Source organism: Arthrobacter sp. NPDC090010 (assembly GCF_044748305.1).
Classification (GTDB): domain Bacteria; phylum Actinomycetota; class Actinomycetes; order Actinomycetales; family Micrococcaceae; genus Arthrobacter_E.
In genome coordinates, this window is the sequence record NZ_JBIVFT010000005.1 from 21,917 (window position 1) to 44,330 (window position 22,414).

Here is a 22,414-nt window from a genome sequence, read left to right on the forward strand (position 1 = left end):
GCCCACGAGCGGTCGCATCCGTCCCGTCAGGAGACCCTTTCGTGCAACCATCAGGCGTTGAGCTCGGCCATGCAGCCCAGGAGATCAAGCCCCAGGACGACTTCTACCGGCACGTGAACGGCCGGTGGCTCGAGGAAACGGTGATCCGGGAGGACCGCTCCCTGGAAGGGACCTTCACAGCCCTTCGTGACTCTTCCGAAGAAGCTGTGCGTGCGCTCATCGAGGAAGCCGCCACCCGTGGGGCCGCTGACGGCGGCATCGCCGCCCAGATCGGAGGCCTGTACGCCAGTTTCATGGACGAGGACCGTCTGGAACACCTCGGCCTCGAACCGCTCCGCACCCGTCTGGACGCGGTCGACGAAGTGCGGACTCCCGAGGAACTGGTCCGGCGGCTGGGCACGCTGTTCCGTGCAGCCGTCCCAGGACTGTTCTACTTCTACCCCTCGCCCGACGCCGGTGACCCGACCAGGGTGCTGCCCTACCTCGGCCAGTCCGGTCTCGGCCTGCCGGACGAGAGCTACTACCGCGACGAACAGTTCGCCCCCATCGTGGAGAAGTATCAGGACTATCTCGACAGCCTCCTCTCCCTGGCAGGACGGGAGGACTCTGCCGGCGCCGCGGCTCGGATCGTGGTCCTCGAACGCAAGATCGCTGCCACCCACTGGGACAAGGTCACGCTGCGGGATCCGCAGAAGACCTACAACCTGCGCACCGCTCAGGAGCTCGTTGAGGCATTCCCCGTCGCCGGCGCGTGGTTTGAGGCGGCCGGGATCGACAGCACGAAGTGGACGGAGCTCGTCCTCAGCACTCCCGACTTCTTCCCCGCCCTCCTTGCACTCCTCGAGTCCGAGCCGATGGAGACCTGGCGCGAATGGCTCGTCGCCCGGATCGTGGACGCGGCTGCACCGTATCTGTCGAAGGACTTCGTCCAGACCCATTTCTCCTTCCACGGGACCGTCCTGAGCGGAACGCCTGAATTGAAGGACCGCTGGAAGCGCGGCGTCGCCGTCGTCGAGGACGCCTTGGGCGAGGCCATCGGTGAGCTGTACGTCCGCGAGCACTTCCCCGAGGGACACAAGGGACGCATGCAGGAACTGGTCTCGCATCTTGTCGAGGCGTACCGTGCCAGCATCACCACGCTGGACTGGATGGGCCCCGAGACCAAGGAGAAGGCCCTGGCCAAGCTCGATTCGTTCCGGACCAAGATCGGCTACCCGGACAAGTGGATCGACTACTCCTCGATCGTCATCGATCCGGCGGACCTTCTGGGGAACGTCGAACGGGCCCATGAGGCCGACGTCGACCGCCATGTCGAGGAGATCGGCGCTCCCGTGGACCGGGACAAGTGGCTCATGACGCCGCAGACCGTGAACGCCTACTACCATCCCGTGCTGAACGAGATCGTTTTCCCTGCCGCCATCCTTCAGCCGCCCTTCTTCCAGGCCGATGCGGACGATGCCGTCAACTACGGGGCCATCGGTGCCGTGATCGGCCACGAGATCGGACACGGCTTCGACGACAAGGGTTCGCAGTACGACGGCGACGGCACTCTCCGCAATTGGTGGACGGATGAGGACCGCACCGCTTTCGAGGAGAGGACCCACCGCCTGGTGGACCAGTTCAACGCTCTCGAACCGAGTGAAGCACCGGGACACCATGTCAACGGCGAGCTCACGCTCGGGGAGAACATCGGGGATCTGGGCGGACTGGGCATCGCCTACAAGGCTTACCGGGCGTCGCTCGACGACGCCGATGCCCCGGTCCTCGACGGTCTGAGTGGCGCCCAGCGGTTCTTCTTCGCCTGGGCCACCGGCTGGCGTCAGGTGATCCGTTCCGAGGAGGCCATCCGTCGTGTGACCATCGACCCGCACTCCCCCAACGAGTTCCGTGCCAACGCGATCGTCAAGAACCTCGATGCCTTCCATGACGCCTTCGGCGTAACGGAAGGAGACGACATGTGGCTGGCGGAGGACGAGCGGGTCCGCATCTGGTAGCTCCCCGCAGTCCGCCATCCGGACCGCTGAACGATCAGTACCGGAAAGGGGTGGGTCCCGGAAGCATGCTTCCGGGACCCACCCCTTTGGTATTCCGCGGTACTCCGTGGATCAGCCGCTGAACGCTGTCTGGCAGGTGCTGTCCGCCGCCGTCTGACCCACGATGTCCTTGGGCAGTTGCACCGCCTGGTAGGCCGTGCCGCTGGCGAAGTCGGTGCCCACGTAGACCTGGACGCCCAGGATGTCCGCACTCGGCTTGAGCTGTGCGGTGGGGATCCCGAGGGCCGCCGCCACCTTCTTCGCCGCGCCCTGGTACTGCGAGGAGTAGTAGATGATCGTCTGGTCGGTCGTGTCGGCCGTGATCGGCGCCTGCATCAAGAACGCCTTGGCCTGCAGGAAGGTGTCGAGCGCCTCGCTCCGGCCGGGAACGCCCGTGCCGTTGGCCACGGTGACGGGAGCCTGAGTCTGATCCGGACCCGTCGTCGCCTTCGAAGTGGACGTCGGCGTCGGCGTGGCTGAAGGGGTGGCGCTCGGAGTTGCGGTCGGCTTGGCGTTCGGGTTGGTCAGATCGACACCCTCACGCATCGCCTTGAAGAGCTGCCCGGCCTCCGGCTGCTTTGCCTGCACCCAGGCGGTCGGGTTGATGTCGGACGGTTCCCACGGCACGGTGACGAAGGCGACCTTCGACAGATCGACCTTCTGCAGCCGCTGCGCGATCGTGATGAGCGACTGCGGACCGGCGAGGCCCTCGTCGACCGTCAGGTTCTTGGTCACGGTATCCGCGATCCCGAGGAGTTTCGGCACATCGGTGAGCGTGCCATCACTGCGTACCTTGCGGGCCAGCGAGGCGAGGAACTGCTGCTGGGACTTGATGCGCGTGATGTCACTGCCATCGCCCACGCCGTGCCGGTTCCTCAGGAACGCCAGCGCCTGGTCGCCCTCCACCAGGGACTTGCCGGCGGGAAGCTTGAGCCCGGAGTCGGGATCGTTGATGGGTGCGTTGACACAGACCTCCACGCCGCCCACCTGCTTGGAGAGCTCCGTGACCGCGTTGAAGTCGGCCAGCATGAAGTGATCGATCTGCAGACCGACGAGCTTGCTGATGGTGTCCACCGTGCAGCCGGGGCCGGCCTCCGCCATCGCACTGTTCAGCTGCGCTGCCGGTTGCGCGGGCCAGACCTTCTTGGTCTTGGGATCCGTGCACTGCGGAATCGGCACCACCAGGTCACGGGGGAAGGAGACCATGCTGACCCGCTGGTTGTCCGCCGAGATGTCCAGCAGCATCATGACATCGGAGTTGCCGTAGCCTCCAGACTGGTCGACCGAACCCCAGGCGCCGTTCTTGCCGGTCCTGGTGTCGGTGCCCATGATCAGGATCTGGAGGCGATCCGTCGCATCGTTCGCCGCCTGCTGGCTCCGGCCCGACGCCGTCAGAGGAGCCTTGCTCAGGTTTCCCTGGAGCCTGAAGTACCAATAGCCGGCGAAGCCGAGCAACGCCACGAGAATCAGGCTCATGGCGCCCGCGGTGATCTTGGCCCAGAGCGGCATTCCGTTCAGGGAGGCCAGGTGCCGGGCGCCGAGGACCTTCGCGTCGGAAGCATGCGAACGGGCTTTGCGCGGTTGGGCATCAGCCCGACGCTTTACTTTGTGCGGCGTGGTCACTCAGGGGCCTTTCAAAACTGACAGAACCGTCTAATTCTAGGGGCCGTTTCTGCGATTCGGCTGATAGCAGGCCATGAGCCGCGGCCCGGCCCGAGTGGATCAGAAGCCCAGGCGGCCCAATTGCTTCGGGTCCCGCTGCCAGTCCTTGGCCACTTTGACGTGGAGATCAAGGTAGACCTTCGTCCCGAGGAGCGCCTCGATGCCCTTGCGTGCACGGGTGCCCACCTCCTTGAGCCGGCTGCCTCCCTTGCCGATGATGATCGCCTTCTGTGAAGGCCGTTCCACGAAGAGATGGACCCGCACATCCAGGAGCGGGTTGTCCTCACTCCGGCCCTCCCGCGGCAGCATCTCCTCGACGACGACGGCCAGGGAATGCGGAAGCTCGTCGCGGACACCTTCCAGAGCCGCCTCGCGGATCAGCTCGGCGACCATGACGGACTCCGGTTCATCCGTCAGTTCACCCTCGGGGTACAGGGGCGGCGACGGCGGCATGTAGGAGATCAGCACATCTTCGAGGCTGCGAATCTGGAAGCCGTCCTTGCCGGATACCGGAACGATCTCCCGGAACCCTTCACCGCCCAGAACCTCCTGGCCCATGGCCGCGACGGCCAGAAGCTTCTCCCCCAGCTGCTCACGTCCCACCAGATCGGTCTTGGTGACGACGGCGATGATGGGCTTCCGCCCGACCATGGCGAGCTGCTGGGCGATGAAGCGGTCGCCTGGGCCGAGCGCCTCGTTGGCCGGCAGGCAGAAGCCGATGGCATCCACTTCGGAGAGCGTCGCAGCCACCAGGTCGTTGAGCCGCTGCCCGAGAAGCGTGCGGGGACGATGCAGGCCCGGGGTGTCGACCAGGACAAGCTGGGCGTCCGGACGGTGCAGAATGCCACGGATCGTGTGCCGTGTGGTCTGCGGCTTGTTCGAGGTGATCGCCACCTTCTGCCCGAGCAGAGCATTGGTGAGCGTGGACTTGCCCGCGTTCGGCCGTCCTACCAGGATCGCGAAGCCGGCCCGATACCCCTCTGTGCCTGGGTCCTTCATCAGACCGTCACGCTGTCCTGCCATGGCTCACACTTCCTCCTGGGCTCGTTCGGCCCTTCCATCGGCCACGGTTTCCACCTGGGCCAGTACATGATTCACTCGATTGCGGCGGCCCTCGATGCTCAGCGCTTCCAGGCGCAGTCCGTGCGTGATCGCGACGCTGCCGAGGATGGGCACCCGCCCCAGGGCCTTGGCCAGCAGACCACCCACCGAGTCGACGTCGTCGTCTTCGATCTCCCGGTCGAACAGTTCGCCGAGATGGTCGATCGGCATGCGGGCGTTGACACGGTAGACACCGGGGGCGATCTCGGCCGCTTCCGCCATCTCCGAGTCGTATTCGTCGACGATCTCCCCCACGATCTCCTCGATGAGATCCTCCAGGGTGACCAGGCCCGCCGTGCCGCCGTACTCGTCGATGACGATCGCCATGTGCACCTGCTCGGTCTGGAGCTCCTTGAGCAGCTCGGCCACCGGTTTCGACTCGGGGACGAAGCGTACCTTGCGTGCGATCGCGACGAGCGATGGCTGATGGGAGTCGCCTGCGCCGAACAGTGCGGCGGCGACATCCTTCAGGTAAAGGATTCCGAGTACCTCGTCGGCGCTCTCCCCCACCACCGGCACCCGACTGTTGCCACTGCGCAGGAAAAGCCGCATGGCCTGTTCCAGGCTCTGTCCGCTGTGAATGTGCACGATGTCCGTGCGCGGCACCATGACCGCCCGCACGAGGGTGTCCTCCAGGTCGAACACACTCTGGATGAGCTCGGCCTCGCTCTCTTCGATCAGTTCCGACTCACTGGACCGTTCGAAGAGGGCTCGCACCTCAGCGCCCGTCAGCGAGCCGAGTTCATCGTGCAGATCGACGTCCGAGCTGCCTGCGGGCAGGACCGCGGTGCCGAAACGTTGCAGCCAATCAGGGATCGGGCCGAGCACCTGACGGAGCAGACGCACCAGCCATGCCGTATAGCGCACCGTGCTCACCGGGTACTGACGTCCCAGACGACGCGGGGAGACTCCCACGAGCACGAATCCGACCACCGCCATGATGACCGTCGCGATGAGCCCGGTGAGCCAGAGATTGTCGATCAGCTCACTGACCGCCAGGGTGAGCGCGACAGCGCCGGCCATCTCGAACCACACACGCCAGAAGCGGATCGCGCGAAGGTGAGCCTGCGGCTCCTCGAAGAGACGCAACGCGGAATGGCCCGGTCGGGTCTCTTTCAGTTCATCCAGATCGTGACGGGGCAGGAACGCCAGCGCAGACTCCGCTGCGGAGAGGACGGCGCCGATGATGAGGAAGAGAAGCGTCAGCAGCAGGAGGACCGCCAGGGTCATTCGGTCGTCTCCAGCGGGGCATCCTTGCCGAGGAAGGCGGAAAGCAGCTGGCGCTGGAGGCCGAACATCTCAGCCTTCTCCTCGGGTTCCGCGTGGTCGAAGCCCAGCAGGTGGAGGATTCCGTGCGTCGTCAGAAGCAGCATCTCCTCCTCGGTGCTGTGCCCGGCGTTCACCGCCTGGACGGCCGCGACCTGTGGGCAGACCGCGATGTCGCCGAGCATACCGGCCGGCGTGATCCGGCCGGGTGCACCCGGAGTGAGCTCGTCCATCGGCACCGAAAGCACGTCCGTGGAGCCGGGCTCGTCCATCAGCTCGATGTGGAGCTTCTCCATGGCGGGCTCGTCCACGAGGAGCACGGAAAGCTCCGCCTCGGGATGGATGTAGAGCTCATTGAAGATGAAACGGGCCAGGCGGACGAGTTCCTCGGCATTGACCTCGACGCCGGATTCGTTGTTGACCTCTATGCTCACGATGCTGCTCCTGGGTTCTGAACGGAAGGGGACGGATCCTGCTGGCCGGGCCTCCGGCGCGCCGTGTGGTTCTGCTGCCCTTCGTCCCAGCGGTTGTACGCCGTGACGATGTCTCCCACGAGCCGGTGCCGGACCACATCGGTCGCATCGAGCACTGCGAAGTGAATGTCCTCGATCCCTTCCAGGATCCCCTGGACGATGCGCAGTCCGGAACTGGTCCCGGAGGGCAGATCGACCTGACTGGTGTCACCGGTGACGACCATTTTGGATCCGAACCCCAGGCGGGTGAGGAACATCTTCATCTGTTCCGGGGTCGTGTTCTGAGCCTCATCCAGAATGATGAAAGCGTCGTTGAGCGTACGACCTCGCATGTACGCCAGCGGTGCGACCTCGATGGTGCCCGCAGCCATCAGCCGCGGAATCGACTCCGGATCCATCATGTCGTGCAGCGCGTCGAACAGCGGACGGAGATAGGGATCGATCTTGTCACTCAGCGTGCCGGGCAGGAATCCGAGCCTCTCTCCGGCTTCCACCGCGGGACGGGTGAGGATGATCCTGCTGACTTCCTTGTTCTGCAGCGCCTGCACGGCTTTGGCCATGGCGAGATAGGTCTTGCCGGTGCCTGCGGGGCCGAGGCCGAAGACCACGGTGTTGTCATCGATGGCATCGACGTAGCTTTTCTGGTTCAGCGTCTTGGGGCGGATGGTGCGTCCCCGGCTGGAAAGGATGTTCTGGGTGAGAACCTCCGTCGGGGTGGGCGCGGTCCGCGCGCGAAGCATCCCCAGAAGCTGGGTGACGAGATCCTTGCCGACCACCGTCCCTCGGGAGGCGATGGATCGCAGTTCCAGGACGAGCCGCTGAGCCAGCTGAACCTCGACTGCCGGGCCTTTGAGAGTCAGTTCATCACCGCGCACGTGGAACGCGACCGTCGGAAACGAACCTTCCAGGCTCCTCAGAGCCTCATCGTGGGCCCCGAGCGTGCGGACCATGTCCTCGGTGCTGTCGAAGACCAGAACCTCGGTCCGTGCGACGGGGGTGCTGTGCGGGAAGTCGGTGCGGCCGGACAAGGGGCCTGCAGCCAGGGATTCTTCGCTCATGATGCCGGCCCGACGGACCGAGTGACCCTTTCGTGGAAGTGACGCGGCCACGAAGTGTCGCGGCCCTCTGAAAGTCTACGTCACCGCTTCCGGGTCACGGCTTGGGAACAGCCCGGTCTCAATCAGGTTTCACTTCCGCCTCCGACACCCCTCGAAGCGTTTCCGGCCACCGCCAGTGGCTAGAGTTTAATCGGGGCTTGCCGGAATAGGCAGCCCTTTCGCTTTTGCCCGGTCAGCGCACACGCCTGCACCGGAAGGTTCCAGACCGGAAGGGGTGCCCTGAGAAGTATGACCACGCCGTCGCACAGTTCCGTCCGCCCCCGCCGCCGGCTTGTCCGCTGGCTTCAGCTCGCGGCATTGCCGCTCGTGCTCAGCGCGTGCACCGCCACCCCCTCCAGCACGGTGTCCTCCGGGCTTCCCGAGCCGTCCACCCTGGCCTCCTCCGTCCCGGAGGTGACGAGCACCGCCAGCGAATCTGCGGAAGCCGGAACACAGGCGCAGGTCTACTGGATCGGCCAGACCGGCGGCAATGCCTACCTCTTCTCAGAGACCCGCAAGATCGACAAGTCGAACGATCCCGTCACCTCCGCACTACGGGTGATGATGAGTGAGAAACCACTCGACCCTGACTACTTCACCGCCTGGCAGCCACCCCAGCGGCTTGCGGCCTCGATCACCGATACCGCGGGCATCACCGTAGATGTCAGCAGTGACGCGTTTTCCAAGAACCTGGACCCGTCAATGGCCAAACGCGCCGTTCAGCAACTGGTCTTCACTGCGGTCTCCGCCGCCCGGGCTTCAGGCATGGTGGACTCCGTCATCGAGCCGAACGTGACCGTGTTGGTCGACGGCCGGAACGACGTCAAGGCTTTCGGCAGCATCTCACTGGCCGCCCCATTCCACCGGGACACCGCCTATCTCTCGCCGTTACGGCTCACCGATCTTCAAGAAGGCGCGAGTCTGCACAGCGGGCAGGTGACGTTCAGAGGCATCGTCCTGGGCAAAGGGACGGAAGTCCACTGGACGGTCAACCGCGTGGACGGTTCATCCAATGAGACCTCGTTCGCCAAAGGACTGACCTCAGTGACGGCTCAGGAACAGGGCGTCGGCCAGTTCGCCGTGACGGTGCAGCTGCCTCCCGGCAAGTACGAACTCATCGCAGGCATCACTGGGCCCGGCACCGCCCCGGACATCCAGGACAGCAAGACCGTCGTCGTCGGCTGAGACGCCCCGGACGCCCAGCCGACAGCAGGCGGGGCGCTACCAGCGGCTGAGTGAGGTGCTGGCCACGACGATCGCAGCCGGCCCCGCCGAACTCGATCGCAACACGTGTGGGCCCAGAAGCGCCGTCAATGCGCCGGCTTCCTGGAAACGCTGAAGCTCGGAACGAGAGATCCCTCCCTCAGGACCGACGATCAGCAGCACCTCGGCGCTGCCGGACGGTTCCCCTCCGAGCGCGGCCAAGCGGCCGGTCAGAGGTTCCGCAGCCTGTTCGTGGAGAATGAAAGCGTGTTCCGCATCGCCGATCCGGCGAACCAACCCGGCGGAATCCACACAGTCCTCCACGACGGGCGTCCGCGAACGGCGGGACTGCTTGGCGGCTGCGCGCACCACGCTGCGCCACTTGGCCAGAGCCTTCGCAGCGCGTTCGCCTTTCCAGCGCACGATGGACCGCTCGGCCTGCCACGGGATGATCGCGTCGACGCCCAGCTCCGTGGCGCTCTCGATCGCCTGCTCGTCCCGGTCGCCCTTGGCCAGAGCCTGCACCAGCACGAGCCGCGGAGAGGCCTGCTCCTCCCGGTCCACCGACTCGCAGCGCACCACGAGTTCGTGGTCGTGCACAGCCGCCACGGTGCCCGTGACCCGGAGACCTTGTTCGTCCACCAGATCGAGCGCTTCACCCACCGCGAGCCGCTTCACGGTCACCGCATGGCGCCCTTCGGCCCCGTCGAGCGGGATCAGACTCCCCGGCCCGGCGTCGTCAAGGGACCCCGGGGTGACGAAGAAGACCGGATTGCTCATCTCAGAGGTTGCCGAACTTGTCACGGAGCTTGGCGAACATGCCGCCGCTGCTCGCCAGCTTTCCCTGAGTGAACTCCTCTTCGCGGAGGCCGGCCAGTTTGCGCAGCAGTTCCTCCTGCTCCGCATCGAGCCGGGTCGGGGTCTCCACGTGGATCCGGACCTTGAGATCGCCACGGCCGTAGCCACGCAGATGAGTCACGCCGAGCTCGTGCAGCGTGATGACCTCTCCGGACTGGGTGCCGGGCTTGATGCTGATGTTCTGCAGACCGTCGAAGGTCTCCAGTTCAAGATCGGTCCCCAATGCGGCCGCCGTCATGGGCACCTTGAGGGAGGCGTGCAGATCGTCGCCCTCCCGCGTGTACGTCTTGTCCGCGTTGATCTTGACCTGTACGTACAGATCCCCGGCCGGGCCGCCTGCGATTCCGGCTTCGCCGTGCCCGGAGAGCTGGATGCGGGTGCCGGTACTCACACCGGCCGGCACCTTGATGGCAAGGGAACGGTGGCTGCGGACACGACCCTGTCCACTGCACTCGTTGCAGGGGTCCTTGATGACCGTGCCGAAGCCCTGGCAGCTGGGACAGGTGGCGGCGGTCATGACCTGGCCGAGGATGGACCGCACCGGCCGCTGGACCTGGCCTGCACCGTGACAGATGTCGCATCGTTCCGGGCTGGTGCCGGGCTGGCAGCAACTGCCGTCGCAGCTTTCGCAGACCACCGCGGTCTCCAGCTCGAGGGTCTTCTCCACACCGAAAACCGCATCCTTGAGGTCGATCCGCACCTCGATGAGGGCGTCCTGACCGCGTCGCACCCGGGACGCGGGGCCGGCGGCCGCGCTCCCGCCGAAGAAGGTCTCGAAGATGTCCTGGAACGCGAAGCCCGAGCCGGAGTACCCTCCGAAGCCGTTGTCCGTGCCGTTCTCGTTGCCGGTGGTGTCGTAGATCCGGCGCTTTTCAGGATCCGAGAGCACCTCGTAGGCGTGGGTGACCGCCTTGAACTTGTCGGCGGCATCCTCCCCCGGGTTCACATCCGGGTGCAGGGTCCGGGCCAGCTTGCGGTAGGCCTTCTTGATCTCCTCCCCACTGGCGTCGCGGGGCACCCCGAGGACTTCGTAGTGGCTGCTCACGTGTCTGTTCTTCTCTTCCTCTTGCTTGACTTCGACGGCGGTACCGGCTCAGGGGCTCAGTTCGCCAGAATGCGTGAAAGATACCGGGCCACGGCGCGCACTGCGGCCATGGAGGAGGCATAGTCCATCCGGGTGGGTCCCAGGACACCGACCTTGGACATGGAGCCGCGGCCGTAACCTGTTGCGACCACGGATGTCCCGGCCAGTTCGTCGTACGGATTCTCCCGTCCGATGCTGACGGCGACGCCGTGCTGATCCTGATTCATCTCGGTGAGCAGCCGGAGCATGACCACCTGCTCTTCAAGTGCCTCCAGCACGGGGCCGATACTCAGGGGGAAGTCCATCGTCGAACGGGCCAGATTCGCCGTACCGGCCAGTACAATCCGGTCTTCAGCGCCCGATTCCAGCAGCATCAGCAACGCTGACGCCAGTTGGGTGGCCGGAGCCTGGAGGCCAGGCGGAACGGTCAGCGGCAGGGCATGCAGAGCATCTCTGAGTCCTCGGACCAGCTGCCCGACGCTCAGGTTCAGGAACGCCGTGCGCAACACCGCCAGTTCCTCTTCGGAGACGGGCTGTCCCAGGGTGGCGACGCGCTGGTCCACAGCCCCGGCATCGGTGATGAGCACCAGCAGGACCTGGCTCTCCCCCAGCGCGACGAGCTCGAGATGGCGCACTCGTGCCTGAGTGGCGGTGGGATACTGCACGACGGCGACTTGCCGGGTCAGCTGCGAGAGCAGGCGGGCGGATCGCTCCAGAACGTCATCCAGATCGCTGGCGCTGTCCAGGAAGGTGTGAATGGCCCGGCGCTCCGGTGCGGACAGCGGTTTGACTGCGGCCAGCTGGTCGACGAAGAGCCGGTAGCCCTTGTCCGTCGGAATGCGTCCCGCGCTGGTGTGCGGGGCCGCGATGAGCCCCTCCTCCTCCAGTGCCGCCATGTCGTTGCGGATCGTCGCGCTGGAAACCCCCAGCTGGTGACGCTCCACCAAGGCCTTGGAGCCCACCGGCTCACGGTAGTGGACGTAGTCCTCCACGATGGCCCGCAGCACGGCGAGACGACGAGGATCGCTCACACTGGCACCTCCACTGCTTCTTCCATCGGCGTTTCTCTTAGCACTCTACCCCTCCAAGTGCTAATTCTAGTATGCCCGCCCCTCGCGGGCACGTAGTCACCCGTTCCCGGAAATGAGGGAGAGATCATGCCCATCCACTCCTGGGGGCCGCAGGAGCTCAGCGCCCCGGCCGCCCGTCAGCTGAGGGAGGTCCCGGTGGAACAGGGAATGGTCCTCGAGGACGTCCAGACCGGATGGGTGGGTGCCGTGACCCGCGTCGAGAAGTCCGGCGGCATGCACATCCTCAGCTTGGAGGATCGCAGAGGCAAGAACCGTTCCTTCCAGCTCGGTTTCGGCTTTCTGCTCGACGGCGAACCGGTCAAGATCGTCCCGCCGCGTGCCGCCAAAGCCCCGCAAGGTCCGCGGCGCACCGCCAGTGGTTCGATCCATGTCGAGACCAAAGCACGCACCGCTCTCGCCAGCCGCATCTGGGTCGAGGGCAAACACGATGCCGAACTCGTCGAACGCGTCTGGGGCGACGATCTCCGTGTGGAGGGCATCGTCGTCGAACCGCTGCACGGTGTGGACGATCTGCCGTCCGTGGTGCGCGAGTTCGGGCCCGGCACCGGCCGCAAACTGGGCATCCTGGTGGACCACCTCGTTCCGGGTTCCAAAGAACAGCGGATCGTCGACGAACTCATGCGGCAGCCCGGCGTCGCCGGCAATGTCCTGGTGGTCGGCCACCCTTATGTGGACGTCTGGCAGGCGATCAAACCGCAGACGCTCGGCATCCAGGCCTGGCCTGAGATACCGCGTGGCACCGATTGGAAGACCGGCATCCTCAAAGCATTCGGCTGGCCTCATGCCACGCCGGAGGACATCGGCCTGGGCTGGCAGAAGCTCCTCTCCACAGTGCGCAGCTACGCGGATCTGGAACCCTCCTTGCTGGGCCGGGTCGAGGAAGTCATCGATTTCCTCACGGCATGACCCACCAGCCACTATGCTGAAGAGGAATGCACTGCCGCGGGCCTCGTCCCGCGACCATGAACTATCTCAGGAGTAGCACCGGTGTCGGACGCATCTGGACCTCAGTCGCAGGGAAGCCCCTCCTCAGGTCACGGGAACACGGAGCCGGCCCAGGCGCGTCCTCAGGACTCGGATTACACGGGAACCAGCGCGGTCCCGGAGCCGCTGAGCGCCAGCGAGGACAGGCAGTGGGCCATGCTGGCTCACTTCGGAGGCATCCTGGGTTTCATCCCGTCCTTGCTCATCTATTTGATCTTCAAGGACCGCGGGCCTTTCACCGCACAGGAGTCCAAGGAAGCCCTCAACTTCACCCTGCCTCCCACGGTCGTGGCCATGGTCGCCAACGTCCTGAGCCTGGTCCCCTGGGTCGGTGGCGGCTTCGCCGTCATCGCCGCGCTCATCTGGATCGCGCTCACGGTGTTCTCTGTGATCGCAGGGATCCAGGTCAACCGCGGCCAGCCCTATCGCTACAGGTTCAATCTCCGCCTCATCAAGTAAGCACGGCAAAGGCCCGCACCGTCCGGTGCGGGCCTTTTTCATGACCTTCAGTTCTGGCTCAGTCCGGCAGCAGGCGACGGACGACGGCGTCGGCGAGCAAGCGGCCCCGCAAACTCAACCGGAGGGTTCCCGCAAAGGCCGCCGGTGCGTCGATGAGTCCGTCGGCGATCAGACCCGCCACAGCGGTACGCCCTTCAGGCCGCAGCCCGGCGACCGGCAGGCCCTCGGCCAGGCGGCTGCGCAGCAGGACGTCCTCGACGTAGCGCGTGTCGCCGTCGAGCGCCTCCTTGCCGGCGGCAGGCGAGACTCCCGAGGCCAGGCGCTGAGCATAGGCCCTGGGGTGCTTGACGTTCCACCAGCGCACACCACCCACATGGGAGTGAGCGCCTGGGCCGACACCCCACCAGTCGCTGCCGCGCCAATACGCCAGATTGTGCCTGCACTCCTGCCCGGGAGTGCGCGCCCAGTTGCTGACTTCGTACCAGTGCAGGCCTGCAGCGGACAGCCGCTCCTCGGCCAGCTCATACTTGTCGGCGTGATCGTCGTCGTCGACGTCGGGAACCTCGCCGCGGCGGATCTGGGCGGCCAGCTTGGTCCCGTCCTCGATGATCAGGGCGTAGGCGCTCAGGTGATCCGGCTCGCAGGCCAGCGCCTCCGTCAGGGAATGCTCCCAATCACTCAGGGACTCCCCTGGCGTGCCGTAGATCAGATCGAGGCTCACGGCCAGCCCTGCGGCACGCGCCCATTCCACGACTTGCGGCACGCGTTCCGGCCGGTGCACCCGGTCCAGGACCTTGAGCACATGCGGCACGGCCGACTGCATGCCGAAGGACACACGCGTGAAGCCCGCCTCGGCCAGCCGGGCGAGGGACTCACGCGTGACCGTCTCGGGGTTGGCCTCGGTCGTCACCTCCACGTCCGGGGCGAGACCCCAGAGGGTGCGGGCACGTCCGAGCAAAGAGCCCAGTTCCGCGGGATTCAGGAGAGTAGGGGTGCCCCCACCGAAGAACACCGTGGAGACCTCCCGCTGAGGAAGTCCCGAACGGTCCAGGACATCTGCCGCGAAATCGAGTTCGGAGAGGGCGGTGCCGGCATACTCCGCCTGGCTCGCGCCGCCGCCCAGCTCCGTGGCGGTGTAGGTGTTGAAGTCGCAGTAGCCGCAGCGAACCGTGCAGTACGGGACGTGGACATACAGGCTGAAGGGGCGCTCCCCCGCACCGTCGGCGGCCTGGGGATCCAGGATTCCGTCGGCAGGTGCGGGGGCCCCGAGAGGCAGTGCACTCGGCATGCGCTACTTCTTGGCCTTGTCCTTGCCGTTGCCTTCGTCGTTGCTCAGGGCGGCGATGAATGCCTCCTGCGGAACTTCGACGCGGCCCACCATCTTCATGCGCTTCTTGCCTTCCTTCTGCTTCTCCAACAGCTTGCGCTTACGGCTGATATCGCCGCCGTAGCACTTGGCAAGAACGTCCTTGCGGATGGCGCGAATGTTCTCGCGGGCGATGATGCGGGCTCCGATGGCGGCCTGGATGGGGACCTCGAACTGCTGACGGGGAATGAGCTCCCGGAGCTTGGAGGTCATCATGACGCCATAGGAGTAGGCCTTGTCGCGGTGCGTGATGGCGCTGAAGGCGTCCACGGTCTCGCCCTGGAGCATGATGTCCACCTTGACCAGGTCGGCGACCTGGTCGCCGTCGGTCTTCCAGTCCAGTGAGCCGTACCCACGGGTCTTCGATTTGAGGGTGTCGAAGAAATCGAAGACGATCTCGGCCAGCGGGAGCCTGTAACGGATCTCGACGCGGTCCTCAGAGAGATAGTCCATTCCTCCCAGGATGCCTCGCCGGGACTGGCACAGCTCCATGATGGCGCCGACGAACTCGTTCGGCGCCAGGATGGTCGCGGAGACCATCGGCTCGCGCACCTCGGCGACCTTGCCGACGGGGTATTCGCTCGGGTTGGTGACGTGGACGATCTTCTTGTCCTCGAGGGTCACCTCGTACTCCACGTTCGGAGCGGTGGAGATCAGATCCAGCTTGTATTCGCGCTCCAGGCGCTCACGGGTGATCTCCAGGTGCAGCAGTCCGAGGAAGCCGACCCGGAACCCGAAGCCCAGAGCCGCAGACGTCTCCGGCTCATAGACCAGCGCCGCGTCGTTGAGCATCAGCTTCTCCAGCGCGTCGCGAAGCACCGGGTAGTCCGTGCCGTCCAAGGGGTAGAGCCCGGAGAAGACCATGGGCTTGGCGTCCTCATACCCTCCTAGGGACTCCGATGCCGGCTTGTTCAGCGTTGTGACGGTGTCACCTACCTTGGACTGCCTGACATCCTTCACGCCGGTGATGAGGTAGCCCACCTCTCCCACGCCCAGACCCTTGGAAGGCACCGGCTCCGGCGAGCTCACACCGATCTCGAGGAGTTCGTGGCTGGCCTTGGTGGACATCATCTGAATGCGCTCGCGCGGCGACAGCTTGCCGTCCACCACGCGGACGTAGGTGACCACGCCTCGGTAGGTGTCGTAAACCGAATCGAAGATCATGGCACGGGCAGGCGCGTCCGGATCGCCGACGGGCGCAGGCAGATCCTGCACGATCTTGTCGAGCAGGCCTTCGACGCCGACGCCGGTCTTACCGGAGACCATCAGCACGTCCTCCGGCTTGCCGCCGATGAGGTTGGCCAGCTCGGCCGCGTACTTCTCCGGCTGAGCGGCCGGCAGGTCGATCTTGTTCAGCACCGGAATGATCGTCAGATCGTTCTCCATGGCCAGGTACAGATTCGCCAGGGTCTGGGCTTCGATGCCCTGAGCGGCGTCCACGAGCAGGACCGCACCTTCGCACGCCGCGAGGGAACGGGAGACCTCGTAGGTGAAGTCCACGTGGCCCGGAGTGTCGATCATGTTCAGGGCATAGCTGGTGCCGTCCAGCTCCCAGGGCATGCGAACCGCTTGCGACTTGATGGTGATGCCGCGCTCGCGTTCGATGTCCATGCGGTCCAGGTACTGGGCCTTCATGTCCCGGGGCTGGACCACACCGGTCAGCTGCAGCATGCGATCAGCCAGGGTGGACTTGCCGTGATCGATGTGCGCGATGATGCAGAAGTTGCGGATCAGCGCCGGGTCGGTCGCGGCAGGCACCGGTGCGGTGCGGGCCATGGGAGACACTCGTGACGTCCTTACTGTTGCCGTGGGCACGGCCCCGCGGGAATGGGCAATCACAAGAGGACTGTCACGGAGGCCGGATGAATCAATCCCCTATTCTCCCATGACTCACAACTCTTCCGCTCCTCCGCGTGGCGATCCGGCAGCAGTGGGCGGGAGGCGGCGAAGTGGATAGTCTGTCAGCCATGATGTCCGTGTTCTCCAGACTCTTGAGATCATTGGGGCTGCGGAAAGCGGCCCGGCCCCGCCAAAGCTCCCCAGCCGGCTATCCGGGCGACTACGACGGGCGCGTCCGCACCAGCTACTCCCCCGCGCCAGACGGCAAGCCTGACCCCGGGGAGATCGTCTGGACCTGGGTGCCGTTCGAGGAGAATCACGCCCAGGGCAAGGACCGGCCGGTCCTCCTGATCGGCCGCGACGGCGGCTGGCTGCTCGGCCTGATGCTCACCTCGAAAGACCACAACAGTCCCACTCATACCGATAGTCACTACGTCGACATCGGGTCCGGACTCTGGGACCGCGCGGGGCGTCCCAGCGAGGTCAAGGTGAATCGCGTGATCAGGGTCGATCCAGGCTCGGTCCGCCGTGAAGGAGCGGTCCTGGACCGTGGGCGATTCCGTGCGGTGACTCGCGCACTCCGCTCCGCCGGTCACTGAGCTGCGGCGGAACCCGTTCCGCGACGCGCCAGACCGGGCAGGAACGGTGAATTTCTGCTAAACTATTTTGCTGTGTGTCCGTACAGGTCGGCGGACACTGATGATTGGCTGCCATAGGCATCCCCACGCCGCTCAGTCAATGGCCAATCTGACGCCCTCTAGACCCATCCGTCATAAAAAGAGAGTTCACTACGTGGCTAACATCAAGTCTCAGAAGAAGCGCATCCTTACCAACGAGAAGGCTCGCCAGCGCAACGTCGCTGTCAAGTCCGAGCTCAAGACCGTCGTGAAGACCGTCAACGAAGCCATCGAGGCTGGTAACAAGGAAGCCGCTGAGTCCGCCGTCAAGGTGGCCAACCGCAAGCTGGACAAGGCTGTGAGCAAGGGCGTCATTCACAAGAACAACGCCGCCAACCGCAAGTCCGCCATCAGCAAGAAGGTCAGCGCTCTCTAAAGAGCCCGCACCCGCGGCGCGGTGATCACATCACCCGCACTTCATGCTTCGCGAGGGCGCCCGGTCCGTTCTGGACCGGGCGCCCTCGTTGTTTAAATCGCGTTGTCCAAGATCTTGTCACCCGAGGTGCCCGCCCTCCGGACCCAGAGTCCGGCAGGGGCGCCCTTTCGCGGTAGGGCGGAGGATCAGCGCGAGCGGACCGAGGTGGCCACCAAGTGCACCACCCGCTCCACCGCGTAGACGGGATCACGGGACAAGCCCTTCACCTGAGCATCGGCTTCCGCCACGGCCTGCACGCAACGCCGTAGATTCTCGGGAGTCCAGCGCCGTACATCCCGTTGCGCCTGCTCGACGAGCCACGGCTGCATGCCCAGCTCTTTCGCAATGAGGGAGGCGGAGCCCCGGCTTCCGGCCACCCGGGCCAGTGTTCTGAGCTTTGCCGCCAGGGCTGCGACGAGCGGAACCGGGTCCGCGCCGGTGTCCAGCGCGTAGCGCAACGTCGTCAGGGCGGTCGCGGCGTCGCCGTCGAGGGCGGCATCCGCAACCTTGAACGCACTGGCCTCGACCCGTCCGCCGTAGTACTTCTCCACCACTTCCGCGGTGATGGTCCCGGTGGTGTCCTCCATCAGCTGCTGACAGGCACCCGCCAGCTCAGCCGTCTGGGAGCCCACGGCCTGTACGAGTGCAGTGACGGCCGTGCCCTCGATACGGCGGTTTGCGGCACGGAACTCCGCACTGACGAACGTGTTCTTGTCGGTCTCCTTCTTCAACGGCTGGCAGTCGATCACAGGCCACGCGGCCTTGAGAGCATCCAGCAGCTTCTTCCCGCGCACGCCACCACCGTGCCGCAGAAGTACGACGGCGTCCTCGGCTCCGCCCGCGGCAAGAGCCAATCCGTCACTGAGGAACGCGTCGTTCATGGCTTCCAGACGAGTCACCTCGATCAGCTTGAATTCTCCGAACAAGGAGGGGCTGCATGCCACGGTGAGGGAACCCGCCGTGTACTCAGAGGCGTCGAAGGACGTGATTTCAAGGTCAGGATGTTCCTGCCGGAGCTGCCGTCGCAGAAGGTCGCGCGCCCGCTGGGCGAAGTACTCCTCCGGTCCCGAAAGCAGTACGAGAGGTGCAGGAGTGATGTCTCGCCAGCTGAGTGCATTGGACTGAGTGGCCTTGGCCATGACGGGGAATGCCTGCCTTCCTGGGGTGCCGGGCTACCTACGATCTTAACGTGCCGCGGAGTCCCCGCGAAGCACGCCGTGGAGGCGGACGAAGGTCGCGCTGACCCGCGCCGGATGCGCGAAACACCAGAGAAGTGCCGCCTGGCAGAGTCCGAAGAGGGCCATGGTGCCGAAGCCGAGAACACCGGGCGGCCAGTCGAGAACAGCGCCCGGGAGGCGGTGGCACAGCTTCGCCAATTGCCAGATGGCGCCCGCGCAGAACTCCGCCGCCTGAAATACCGGCTGCGACAGGCCTGATCCGCCCGGCCCCAGCACCAGAGCCAAGGTCCCCAGGATCGTCACGGGAGCCACAAACGGCCCCACCAGGACATTCGCAAGGAGCGAGTACGGAGTGAGTTGGGGCTGGATCAGTACGACGAGCGGTGCGCACGCCCATTGTGCGGCCCACGGCACCGACACGGTGAGCGCCAGGCCGTACGGCATGATCCTGCCCAGCATCAGGCTCAGCGGCACGGCACCGAGAATGATCCCCGCCGTGGCCGCCGAGGAGAGCGCGAAACCCAGATCAGCGGAGAGCCCCGGTTCCAGGAAGAGCAACAGGATCACGGTGCAGCACAGCAACGGGAGACCGCGGCTCCGATGCCCCGTCACGAGGACCGACAGCGCAAGCCCCGCCATCACCGCGGCCCGCAGCACGCTCGGATCCGGCCCGACAAGCGCCGTGAAGGCCAGCAGGGCCGACATCGCAAAGCCGCCCGCAAGCACCCTCCGCACACGGAACGACCGGAGCAGCAGGACCACCATCGTGAAAACCACACTGCAGTTCGCCCCGGACACCGCGGTCAGATGTCCCAGTCCGGTCGAGAACATGACGAGGGTGAACTGCGGCGTGTTGCGGGACCTCTCCCCCAGGACCATCCCTTCCAGGAGACTCCCTTCTTCTCCTGGGATCCGCGCCGCACGGGCCAGGAAGTCAATGCGGAGTCCTCGCAGCAGTCGCTCCACCCGGCCTGGTGCCCCCAGTGTTTCGGCCGGCGTCAATACGCGAAGCGTCAGATCGCCCGGCCGGTCTGCACGAGACTCGGGACGTGCCAGCACACGGAGCCGTGTGCCGACCGTGACGTTCTGAGAGCAATCGGAGCTGCACTGCAGCGTGGCGCTCTGAAGCACGGAGTGCCAATGGGTGCCATTCATGACCCGGGTGACCAGGACAGGTGTCCGGCACCCGCGGACGCAGGCCCCTCCGGAGGTGGAAGGCTCCGACGGGGCACCGGCTCCTGGTTCCGGATGGCCGAGGACCAGAAGGTCCACCGGGACGGCCCTGTTCTGGGATGTCCCATCCCACAAAGCCTGCTGGCCCGGGTCCGCCATCCTCGCCAGCCCGGTGACGGAACAGGTCAGGAGGAGGAGCCCCGCGATGCCGAACGACCCTGTCCAGCGAGCACGGGCCAGCGGCCCGTCACAGCGTCGAGGCCATGCCTGTCCCCTCCTCCGCAGCTCAAGGACCGCCCACCCGAAAACGATCAGTCCCCCGACGGCGATCAGGCCCCAGGCCGTCCACGGCTCTCTTCGCAGCAGGGCGAAGCTCGCAACCCAGACCGCGAGGACGGTGGGCAGGAGACGGACGTCGGGCACCCGTGAGGAGTTCATGAGCTGCCGCTGGATACGTTCGTCGCGGGATTGCAAGCGGTGCCGGATGACGTCTGCCGGACTTCTGTGCCGTGCCATGGCTCTCCTATTCCAGGGTGAGCAGCGGTGTCAGCTGTTCAAGAAGCTTCGGCCCGATGCCATCCACCGCGTCCAGTTCCTCCACGCGGCTGAACGCGCCATGTTCCGTCCGCCACGCCACGATCCGTTCGGCCAGCACTTTCCCGACGCGGGGCAGGCTCATCAGTTGTTCGGCTGAGGCGGTGTTCAGAGAAACCAAGGCCACGGACGGAGCACCGTGAACCGTCCCGGCGTCACCGTCGGCGGTTGATTCCTGACCGGTCGGCCCCTGTGTCTCCTCATGTTCGGAGGGCACACGGACCTGCTGCCCGTCCCGGAGGACGGCGGCGAGGTTGAGCGAGGAGAGTCTGGCCCCGGGAAGCGCGCCACCGGCCTTCTCCAGCGCCTGAAAGACCCTCGACGTCTCCGGCAGGCGGATGACCCCAGGACGCTTCACGGCGCCTGAGACGTGGATGTAAAGGATACCCGGCGACCGTTCGGGGCGGGCGCCCGCAGCCTGAGGCGAGGCCGCCGGCGAGAAGATGGAGGCCTCCTCCTGAACTCCCGTGGCGACCGGGCTGAACAGCAGCGTTCCCAGCCATAGCAGCGCCAGCAGGGAGCCCAAGGCCAGCACGGAACGGACGGTGGTCCCGAGCCGCATCCGGCGGGAGGAGCTGTGCCGACGCCGACGCGCCAGACCCTGCCCGGTTCCGGGCGGCAGCTGCTGGAGGGTCTCCGTTGAAGGCTCCACGAACACTTCGCCGAGTGCTCGCGCCAACCGTCGTCGGCGCAGCGTCTCTGCAGACTCGACCTCTCCAGACTCACTGTCCGTCCCGCCCTGTTCACCGCCCATGCCCACAAGGCTAAGAAAGTCGTCGGACGCTCCGGCGGCCTCCGGGCGGCTATGGGGACAAGTCGTCCTGGGGCAACTGTGCACTGACGATGGCGAGGACACCGAGGCCCACATGCGCGGCCAGGACCGCGGGCAATGCGCTGATCACCGGTGCCGGGGCAGCCGGGTAGCGGGTCCGCAATCTGCCGGCCAACTCGCGGGCCGCGGCTTCGGAACCGAAGTGATGGACCGCAAGGCCGAGGGACTGCTCGGGGAGCTCGGAAGCGGAAAGAGCCGCGAGCTCCTCCAGGCGTGCCAGGGCCTTAGGCGATGATCGGACCCGTTCCACGGGCACGACATGCCCATCGGAGATGCCGAGGATCGGTTTGATGGCCAGGACCGTCCCCAACCAGGACGCTGCCCCGCCGATCCGGCCTCCTCGGCGCAATTGCTCCAGGGATGGCACGTAGAAATGCACCGTGCTGCTCTCCAGACTGGCTGCGGCGGCACGGAGGACCTCTTCAGCGTCCGCGCCGGACTCGGCGGAGACGCAAGCGGCCTGGACCGCGAAGCCGAGACACATGGCAGCGGTCCGGGAGTCCAGGACCTGAACCGCCACCGGGGCCGATGCCGCGGCCAGCCGTGCGGCATCGGCCGTCCCGGAAAGACCTGAGGAAAGGTGGAGGGAGACGATCTCCTGGTATCCGGCGTCCGCCAGTTCCCGGTAGACCGCGCCGAAAGTCGCCGGAGACGGCCGGGACGTCTTGACCGCCTCACCCGTCGCGAGGGCGAGGCTGAGACGTTCCAGGAGCTGGCCGTCGTCGTCCGCCAGATCGGCGGAGGAGAAGATCTCGTCCCCCACCATGACCGGCAGTGCAACATGCCGGAAACAGCCCGGCGCGGAAGACAGCCATTCGGCCGGCAGCGCTGCCGCGGAATCGGTGACGACGGCGACTTTGACGGCTTTCAGCCCGGACCTGGCCCGCGAACGCGACGTCCGGCCCTCGGCCCGGGCCGACCTGGATACGGCGGAGCCGAGGCCGCGGAATGCTTCGAGGCGCTCCAGCAGGCGCGCCCGGCTTCCACTCCCCGGCTCGGTCATGGTGCTCAGTCTATTCCTCGCGTAAG

Annotated in this window: 20 protein-coding genes; 6 read left to right on the forward strand and 14 right to left on the reverse strand. The window is 65.9% G+C overall.

Annotated elements, in window-relative coordinates:
* The first annotated feature begins 41 nt into the window (after positions 1-41).
* Entirely contained in the window at positions 42-1,994 is a 1,953-nt protein-coding gene (locus ACIPXZ_RS09255) for a M13 family metallopeptidase (protein ID WP_400592814.1), read from the forward strand.
* Between the two features lie 111 nt (positions 1,995-2,105).
* Here ACIPXZ_RS09255 and ACIPXZ_RS09260 read toward each other — a convergent pair whose 3' ends face one another.
* The 5 genes from ACIPXZ_RS09260 to ACIPXZ_RS09280 all read right to left on the reverse strand — a co-directional run bounded on the left by ACIPXZ_RS09260 (position 2,106) and on the right by ACIPXZ_RS09280 (position 7,593).
* On the reverse strand, positions 2,106-3,656 hold the full coding sequence (locus ACIPXZ_RS09260) for an LCP family protein (protein WP_400592817.1): 1,551 nt from the start codon (positions 3,654-3,656) through the stop codon (positions 2,106-2,108).
* Between the two features lie 99 nt (positions 3,657-3,755).
* A complete protein-coding gene (gene era / locus ACIPXZ_RS09265; RefSeq protein ID WP_400592820.1) occupies positions 3,756-4,718 on the reverse strand; it encodes a GTPase Era in 963 nt (320 codons plus the stop codon).
* 3 nt (positions 4,719-4,721) lie between these two features.
* On the reverse strand, positions 4,722-6,026 hold the full coding sequence (locus ACIPXZ_RS09270; protein ID WP_400592823.1) for a hemolysin family protein: 1,305 nt from the start codon (positions 6,024-6,026) through the stop codon (positions 4,722-4,724).
* A complete protein-coding gene (ybeY, locus tag ACIPXZ_RS09275; RefSeq protein WP_400592826.1) occupies positions 6,023-6,496 on the reverse strand; it encodes an rRNA maturation RNase YbeY in 474 nt (157 codons plus the stop codon). Before ybeY ends, ACIPXZ_RS09270 begins: the two co-directional genes overlap by 4 nt.
* A complete protein-coding gene (locus ACIPXZ_RS09280) occupies positions 6,493-7,593 on the reverse strand; it encodes a PhoH family protein (protein WP_400592829.1) in 1,101 nt (366 codons plus the stop codon). The genes ybeY and ACIPXZ_RS09280 overlap by 4 nt, the downstream gene beginning before the upstream one ends.
* Positions 7,594-7,881: 288 nt before the next feature.
* Here ACIPXZ_RS09280 and ACIPXZ_RS09285 point away from each other — a divergent pair, with 288 nt between their 5' ends.
* A complete protein-coding gene (locus tag ACIPXZ_RS09285) occupies positions 7,882-8,817 on the forward strand; it encodes a GerMN domain-containing protein (RefSeq protein WP_400592831.1) in 936 nt (311 codons plus the stop codon).
* 36 nt (positions 8,818-8,853) lie between these two features.
* Here ACIPXZ_RS09285 and ACIPXZ_RS09290 read toward each other — a convergent pair whose 3' ends face one another.
* The 3 genes from ACIPXZ_RS09290 to hrcA are packed head-to-tail and all read right to left on the reverse strand — an operon-like array spanning position 8,854 to position 11,808.
* Complete coding sequence (locus ACIPXZ_RS09290) at positions 8,854-9,615, reverse strand: 16S rRNA (uracil(1498)-N(3))-methyltransferase (RefSeq protein ID WP_400592834.1); 762 nt, start codon at positions 9,613-9,615, stop codon at positions 8,854-8,856.
* Between the two features lies 1 nt (position 9,616).
* The gene (gene dnaJ, locus ACIPXZ_RS09295; RefSeq protein ID WP_400592836.1) at positions 9,617-10,738 is read right to left on the reverse strand and encodes a molecular chaperone DnaJ; all 1,122 of its coding nucleotides are present in this window, start codon (positions 10,736-10,738) and stop codon (positions 9,617-9,619) included.
* A gap of 56 nt (positions 10,739-10,794) precedes the next feature.
* Positions 10,795-11,808 carry a heat-inducible transcriptional repressor HrcA gene (gene hrcA, locus ACIPXZ_RS09300; RefSeq protein ID WP_400592838.1) on the reverse strand — a complete coding sequence of 338 codons (1,014 nt, stop codon included), beginning with the start codon at positions 11,806-11,808 and terminating at the stop codon, positions 10,795-10,797.
* Positions 11,809-11,934: 126 nt separating this feature from the next.
* Between hrcA and ACIPXZ_RS09305 the strand changes: the two genes are divergently transcribed.
* Positions 11,935-12,774 carry a DUF3097 domain-containing protein gene (locus ACIPXZ_RS09305; RefSeq protein WP_400592841.1) on the forward strand — a complete coding sequence of 280 codons (840 nt, stop codon included), beginning with the start codon at positions 11,935-11,937 and terminating at the stop codon, positions 12,772-12,774.
* Positions 12,775-12,855: 81 nt separating this feature from the next.
* A complete protein-coding gene (locus ACIPXZ_RS09310) occupies positions 12,856-13,311 on the forward strand; it encodes a DUF4870 domain-containing protein (protein WP_400592843.1) in 456 nt (151 codons plus the stop codon).
* 58 nt (positions 13,312-13,369) lie between these two features.
* Here ACIPXZ_RS09310 and hemW read toward each other — a convergent pair whose 3' ends face one another.
* The gene (gene hemW / locus ACIPXZ_RS09315; RefSeq protein ID WP_400592846.1) at positions 13,370-14,599 is read right to left on the reverse strand and encodes a radical SAM family heme chaperone HemW; all 1,230 of its coding nucleotides are present in this window, start codon (positions 14,597-14,599) and stop codon (positions 13,370-13,372) included.
* Between the two features lie 3 nt (positions 14,600-14,602).
* The gene (gene lepA / locus ACIPXZ_RS09320; protein WP_400592849.1) at positions 14,603-16,462 is read right to left on the reverse strand and encodes a translation elongation factor 4; all 1,860 of its coding nucleotides are present in this window, start codon (positions 16,460-16,462) and stop codon (positions 14,603-14,605) included.
* Positions 16,463-16,644: 182 nt separating this feature from the next.
* Between lepA and ACIPXZ_RS09325 the strand changes: the two genes are divergently transcribed.
* Both ACIPXZ_RS09325 and rpsT read left to right on the forward strand, forming a co-directional pair.
* The gene (locus ACIPXZ_RS09325) at positions 16,645-17,115 is read left to right on the forward strand and encodes a type II toxin-antitoxin system PemK/MazF family toxin (RefSeq protein WP_400592852.1); all 471 of its coding nucleotides are present in this window, start codon (positions 16,645-16,647) and stop codon (positions 17,113-17,115) included.
* A 193-nt stretch (positions 17,116-17,308) separates the two neighbouring features.
* Complete coding sequence (rpsT, locus tag ACIPXZ_RS09330; RefSeq protein ID WP_400592855.1) at positions 17,309-17,569, forward strand: 30S ribosomal protein S20; 261 nt, start codon at positions 17,309-17,311, stop codon at positions 17,567-17,569.
* Positions 17,570-17,754: 185 nt separating this feature from the next.
* On the opposite strand, the gene holA is transcribed toward rpsT, so the two are convergent.
* The 4 genes from holA to ACIPXZ_RS09350 are packed head-to-tail and all read right to left on the reverse strand — an operon-like array spanning position 17,755 to position 22,388.
* Positions 17,755-18,747 carry a DNA polymerase III subunit delta gene (gene holA, locus ACIPXZ_RS09335; protein ID WP_400592858.1) on the reverse strand — a complete coding sequence of 331 codons (993 nt, stop codon included), beginning with the start codon at positions 18,745-18,747 and terminating at the stop codon, positions 17,755-17,757.
* 45 nt (positions 18,748-18,792) lie between these two features.
* A complete protein-coding gene (locus tag ACIPXZ_RS09340; protein ID WP_400592860.1) occupies positions 18,793-20,475 on the reverse strand; it encodes a ComEC/Rec2 family competence protein in 1,683 nt (560 codons plus the stop codon).
* A gap of 7 nt (positions 20,476-20,482) precedes the next feature.
* On the reverse strand, positions 20,483-21,307 hold the full coding sequence (locus ACIPXZ_RS09345; RefSeq protein WP_400592863.1) for a helix-hairpin-helix domain-containing protein: 825 nt from the start codon (positions 21,305-21,307) through the stop codon (positions 20,483-20,485).
* A 49-nt stretch (positions 21,308-21,356) separates the two neighbouring features.
* Entirely contained in the window at positions 21,357-22,388 is a 1,032-nt protein-coding gene (locus tag ACIPXZ_RS09350; RefSeq protein WP_400592866.1) for a DegV family protein, read from the reverse strand.
* Positions 22,389-22,414: the final 26 nt, after the last annotated feature.

Bases quoted from the DNA above. Each gene is read 5' to 3' on its own strand.
- ACIPXZ_RS09285 (WP_400592831.1), top strand. From the start codon at position 7,882: ATGACCACGCCGTCGCACAGTTCCGTCCGCCCCCGCCGCCGGCTTGTC.
- ACIPXZ_RS09290 (WP_400592834.1), bottom strand. From the start codon at position 9,615: ATGAGCAATCCGGTCTTCTTCGTCACCCCGGGGTCCCTTGACGACGCC.
- holA (WP_400592858.1), bottom strand. From the start codon at position 18,747: ATGGCCAAGGCCACTCAGTCCAATGCACTCAGCTGGCGAGACATCACT.
- ACIPXZ_RS09305 (WP_400592841.1), top strand. From the start codon at position 11,935: ATGCCCATCCACTCCTGGGGGCCGCAGGAGCTCAGCGCCCCGGCCGCC.
- era (WP_400592820.1), bottom strand. From the start codon at position 4,718: ATGGCAGGACAGCGTGACGGTCTGATGAAGGACCCAGGCACAGAGGGG.
- hemW (WP_400592846.1), bottom strand. From the start codon at position 14,599: ATGCCGAGTGCACTGCCTCTCGGGGCCCCCGCACCTGCCGACGGAATC.
- ACIPXZ_RS09340 (WP_400592860.1), bottom strand. From the start codon at position 20,475: ATGGCACGGCACAGAAGTCCGGCAGACGTCATCCGGCACCGCTTGCAA.
- ACIPXZ_RS09345 (WP_400592863.1), bottom strand. From the start codon at position 21,307: ATGGGCGGTGAACAGGGCGGGACGGACAGTGAGTCTGGAGAGGTCGAG.
- ACIPXZ_RS09325 (WP_400592852.1), top strand. From the start codon at position 16,645: ATGATGTCCGTGTTCTCCAGACTCTTGAGATCATTGGGGCTGCGGAAA.
- ACIPXZ_RS09280 (WP_400592829.1), bottom strand. From the start codon at position 7,593: ATGAGCGAAGAATCCCTGGCTGCAGGCCCCTTGTCCGGCCGCACCGAC.
- ACIPXZ_RS09270 (WP_400592823.1), bottom strand. From the start codon at position 6,026: ATGACCCTGGCGGTCCTCCTGCTGCTGACGCTTCTCTTCCTCATCATC.
- ACIPXZ_RS09350 (WP_400592866.1), bottom strand. From the start codon at position 22,388: ATGACCGAGCCGGGGAGTGGAAGCCGGGCGCGCCTGCTGGAGCGCCTC.